Origin of the sequence: Neobacillus drentensis (assembly GCF_036966985.1) — a bacterium.
GTDB lineage: Bacteria > Bacillota > Bacilli > Bacillales > Cytobacillaceae > Neobacillus > Neobacillus drentensis_E.
This window is the reverse complement of sequence record NZ_JBALSN010000613.1, coordinates 1-4,804: the sequence shown is the minus strand read 5'-3', so window position 1 is coordinate 4,804 and position 4,804 is coordinate 1. Positions and strand designations below refer to the sequence as shown.

5 protein-coding genes are annotated in these 4,804 nt (G+C 36.1%); 4 read left to right on the top strand and 1 reads right to left on the bottom strand.

Annotated elements, in window-relative coordinates:
* From V7659_RS29075 to V7659_RS29060, 4 genes are all read left to right on the top strand, one after another.
* The coding region (locus tag V7659_RS29075; RefSeq protein WP_335543523.1) for an amino acid permease at positions 1-457 on the top strand (457 nt) is incomplete at its 5' end.
* Between the two features lie 32 nt (positions 458-489).
* The gene (locus V7659_RS29070) at positions 490-843 is read left to right on the top strand and encodes a hypothetical protein (RefSeq protein ID WP_335543522.1); all 354 of its coding nucleotides are present in this window, start codon (positions 490-492) and stop codon (positions 841-843) included.
* A gap of 251 nt (positions 844-1,094) precedes the next feature.
* Complete coding sequence (locus V7659_RS29065) at positions 1,095-2,315, top strand: MFS transporter (protein WP_335543521.1); 1,221 nt, start codon at positions 1,095-1,097, stop codon at positions 2,313-2,315.
* Between the two features lie 258 nt (positions 2,316-2,573).
* Positions 2,574-3,824, top strand: a complete 1,251-nt coding sequence (locus tag V7659_RS29060; protein WP_335543520.1) for a HAMP domain-containing sensor histidine kinase — start codon at positions 2,574-2,576, stop codon at positions 3,822-3,824.
* A 172-nt stretch (positions 3,825-3,996) separates the two neighbouring features.
* Here the strand turns inward: V7659_RS29060 and V7659_RS29055 are convergent, their stop codons facing one another.
* Positions 3,997-4,725 carry a GntR family transcriptional regulator gene (locus V7659_RS29055; protein ID WP_335543519.1) on the bottom strand — a complete coding sequence of 243 codons (729 nt, stop codon included), beginning with the start codon at positions 4,723-4,725 and terminating at the stop codon, positions 3,997-3,999.
* Positions 4,726-4,804 lie beyond the last annotated feature (79 nt).

The following is a 4,804-nucleotide window of genomic DNA, read 5'->3' as shown; positions in this document are numbered from 1 at the left end:
GTTTAATTTAAGTGGTCATAATCAGGGACCTGCTAAATTTGCCAAATTAAATAAAAACCATGTACCAAGTAACGCATTATTTATTTCCACACTTGTTCTTTCAGCGGGTGCTCTTTTAAGTAAGCTAATTCCAGAACAAGCCTTTGGAATCGTGACAACAATTAGTGCGATTTGTTTTATTTGGGTTTGGAGCATCATATTAATTTGTCATTTGCGCTACCGGAAATCACGTCCAGATTTACATGAAAAGTCGATTTTTAAAGCACCGTTTACACCGTTTATCAATTATGTCGTCCTAGCGTTATTTGCACTCATTCTTATTATTATGCTTTTTGCCGAAGCAACCCGTGTTGCTTTATTATTAACACCTGTTTGGTTCATTCTTTTATTCATTTTATATACATTTAAAAAGAAAAAGGGTGTCAGCCTAACGACTCAAAACATACACTCTTCATAATGATGTTTTTTTAGACAGTGAGGAGTGGCGTTATGAAGTTTGAGATGCAAAAGGCGAATTTGCTTGCTGAGAATATCAATGGGTTTATAACATATGTTCAAAACAGTCATGCCAATAAAAACAGCACCAGGTTTACACCGGATAAATTGTATCAAATAAAACTTCTTAATGAAGAGTATAAGTTTCAAATCCTAGCAGATGAATTGATTCGAATTAATAAGTTTGATTGGGATGAAAAGTATACTTATTATTTAGTGGATCAATTTATAAAAGGGCTCAAGATTATTGACGAATACGTGAAAAATAATTACGATGAGCTATTTCTGTTGACGGGCAGACTTTACACTTTAAATAATCTCAGTGAATCATTTAGTAGAAGGGAATAATGTGATACCTCTAATCCTAAAAAGACTCTACTAGTTATTTCTTATTGTCACATGAAAATTATCATGTTACTATTAGATGAAATTAAATTCCTTTAAATTGGTCCAGAGAGGCCAAAAAGGCGAAAGTAAACTTCATATATACTTGGTTACGTATATGAATGCCTTTTTGTCCTTTGGATGAAAGGGCATTTTATTTTTGCCAACTATCTTTTAATCATAGTCCTGTGAGGCTTGAAAGGAGAACGACAGAAATGGATTATCGCAGAAAAACAGTAGTCGCATCAGTAGCAGGTTTAACATTAGAGGGCATGGATATCATGTTCATCTCCTTTGCCATGTCGATGATTATTGCTCAGTTTCATATTGACATGGTGGCAGGCGGTCTCATTTCTTCTATTACAAATCTAGGAATGCTAGCTGGCGGAGTCATTTTCGGTATATTAGCAGATAAATTTGGGAGAGTAAAAATATTTACTTATACAATTCTACTATTTGCTATCGGTACGGCGTTAACCGGTTTAGCCGTAAATATTGAACAAGTATACATCTTTCGGTTTATTGCCGGCTTGGGTGCTGGCGGGGAATACGGAATTGGAATGGCCCTTGTGGCTGAAGCATGGCCAAAGAATAAACAAGGACGGGCTTCTTCTTATGTGAGCATCGGTGCACAATACGGTGTTATTCTCGCAGCTCTCCTAAGCGCAATTATCCTTCCTTCATGGGGATGGAGAGGTTTGTTTTTCATAGGATTGGTTCCTGTTATATTCGCCTTTATCGTAAGAAAGAAATTAGACGAATCTCCTGAGTGGCTAGCTGCAAATAAGAAAAAACAATTGGTACCTAAGGAATGGAAACTAAAGCAATTGTTTGCGACACCAAGCACTTCAGTAACAACAATTGCTCTAGCGATCATGGCAACTGTCCAAATTGCGGGTTATAATGGTTTGATGATTTGGCTGCCATCGATGCTGCAACAATCCCAAGGATTATCCGTTTCAAATTCGGCCCTTTGGACAATTAGCACCGCAGCTGGTATGATCGCAGGGATGTTAACGTTTGGACAATTTATCGATCGCTTTGGAATGAAACGCTCATATGGAATCTTCTTATTCGCTTCGGCGGTCGCTGTCTTTTTATATGCCTTTGCTTCAGGGAGTGCCGGTTTATTAATCGGAGGTGCCATCGTCGGATTTTTCTCTAATGGTATGTTTGCGGGGTATGGGGCATTAATAAGCAGTTTCTATCCAGTAGAAATTCGAAGCACAGCAACCAACACAATCTTTAACTTTGGTCGAGCATTAGGGGGATTATCTCCTATATTAGTAGGATATATCCTGCAGCATGCTAATGTTACAGCAGCAATGGGATATCTCGCTTTACTATACTGTATCTCCTTTATCGCAATGATTAGCTTGAAAAAAGGAACAACTACTACTCAAGAGCAAACCAGAACATTTTCTAAAGTTGTGTAAATTACAGTAAGAAACCTCATTATGCAAAGAGGCTACAAATCACTTTTGATTTGTGCCTCTTTTTCTTTGGATTCAACTAAATTCCATTTCTCAACTTTAAATTGGATTATAGAAAAAAAGTAAACTATCATGGTAAAATGGACTCAATATGAAAGGTAAAAAAGGTAATGCAAGTGCAACAAGGACAATAACAGAATCAATAAGATTAAATTACTCTGCAGGATTCAGATTTATAATAGAATATGAAAGGTAACAAAGATGAGTATAATCAAGGATTTTTTGCTGCAATTAACACTTATGGTCATGCCCATATTTACCTATTTTACATTTATTACGGAATGGGTAAAGAGTAGTAAAAATAGAAACGTAATCATGTCTATTTTGTGGGGAATATCTATATTATTTTGCATGTCCTTTCCCGTGAATCTTGGAGAAAATGCTCGTTTAGAGTTAAGAATTATTCCTCTCTTACTAGGGACCCTTTATGGGGGAGTTTGGCCAGGCATCTTCCTTTCGGCTCTTATCATCCTTTATCGACTTTATTTTGGGATCAGTGTAGGATTTTATAATACTGTGTTTGTCTTATTATTCTCACTGCCTGTTATCTTGTTTTTCCAAAAAAGGTTTGCGAGTTCGAAAAAAGATAGAAGGGTTAAAATTGCAGTTGGTTTAGCCTTGTACTACTGTCTTATCGGCCTTACAATTTTTGGTATTCTAAGAGGTTTTTCCATAGATTATCTGAAAGTACAGATCATTCATCTTGTCCTCGCGGTGGTAGTTACTTGGTTCTTCACTATCTTAACTGAAACAATTCGGGTGATTCACCAGTTGCGATTTGAGATGGAAAATTCGGAGAAATTACGAGTGATAAGTGAGTTAACAAGTGTTTTCGCTCATGAAATTAGAAATCCCATGCAAGTGACGCGTGGCTTTCTGCAACTTCTAAACGAGCCTGACTTGCCTGATAAAAAGAAGGAATATATCCAATTATCCATTGGAGAGCTTGATCGCGCCAATGAAATTATCAATGATTTTTTATCTTTTGGAAAACCCACCATCGATCACCTCGAAAGAATCAATGTTGGAAATCAGTTAAATCGCGTAGTGAATATTATTCAAAGTTACTCCCTGAACCATAATGTTGAAATTAAAACTGATTTTTTTGATGACTGTTGGATTTATGTTAATCCTCAAAAATTAAACCAGTCTTTGATTAATATTTTAAAAAATGCGATAGAGTCTATGCCGAATGGTGGAATGGTTTGGATTACATGTACTTCAACTGATGATGGAAATATAAAGATAAGCATAAAGGACCAAGGAATTGGTATGACAAAAGAACAAATTGCTAGGCTTGGATCTCCGTTTTATTCCTTAAAGGAAAGTGGGACAGGACTAGGAATGATGGTGAGTTTTCAAATTGTCCGTTCGTTCAAAGGTAAAATTCATGTGAACAGTACAAAGGGGATGGGGACAGAATTTATTATTCTTTTACCCAAGATAACCTAAAGTAAGAAAACCTATGCCAAACATTCTATTTCTAAACTTAATTTAAGTTTAATTAGAATCAGAAGCGGAGAAACCCCTTAATAAAAGAAAGATCAGAGAAGCCGATTTATTGGCTTCTCTTTTTCTCGATTGCACAGCAGGTACCAAAACCTTCTTTTTTTACTATCCATCATTAGTAATTTCTTTCAATGACAAAATGGGCAATATCCCCACGATAGATGGTTTTCGAATACTCAATGAGCGAACCATCAAGAAGATAGGCAAAGGTATCAAGCACAAAGCAAGGGTCACCAACACTAATATGTAGTTTTTCAGCTGCCTCTTGGTCGGCAATAAACAATTCAAGGTTTTCAATTGTCTTGTTTATTTTTAAACTAAATTGGGATTCCAATAATTTATATAATGACGTTTCACAACCATGTTTATTTAATGCCGGGGTTTTATACCAGGGTAAATAGGCAATTTCAAACTGGATTGGCTCTTCATTTACATAACGTATTCGCTCTAGAGCATTAACTGGTTCTCCTTCTTGAATCTTTAATTGCTCGCTAAGATACTCATCGGCAGGTATAACTTCTAATTGTATTACTTTAATTGATGGTTTCTTTCCCTGCATGGAAATTTGGCTCGAAAAGTGATCAACTGTAGTTGTCAATATTTGTTTTACTTTGTTAGCCGACACAAAGGTTCCACTACCCCGTTTACGATAGACATAACCTTCCAATGTTAGTTGTTGTAAAGCATTTCGTACGGTTGTCCTGCTTACTCCATATTTCTCACAAAATTCTGCCTCAGTAGGCAGCTGTGAGTCAGGTTTATATTCCCCTTCGTTAATCAATTGAATGATTGCGTCCTTTACCTTAAGGTGTAGAGCATTTCCGTCTTTCGCTTCTTCTATCATAATGGTTTCCCCCTCAATACTTATAGAATAACAAAAAAGATGCTAAAATGTACAAAAAAATACAATATCCTAAATTTGT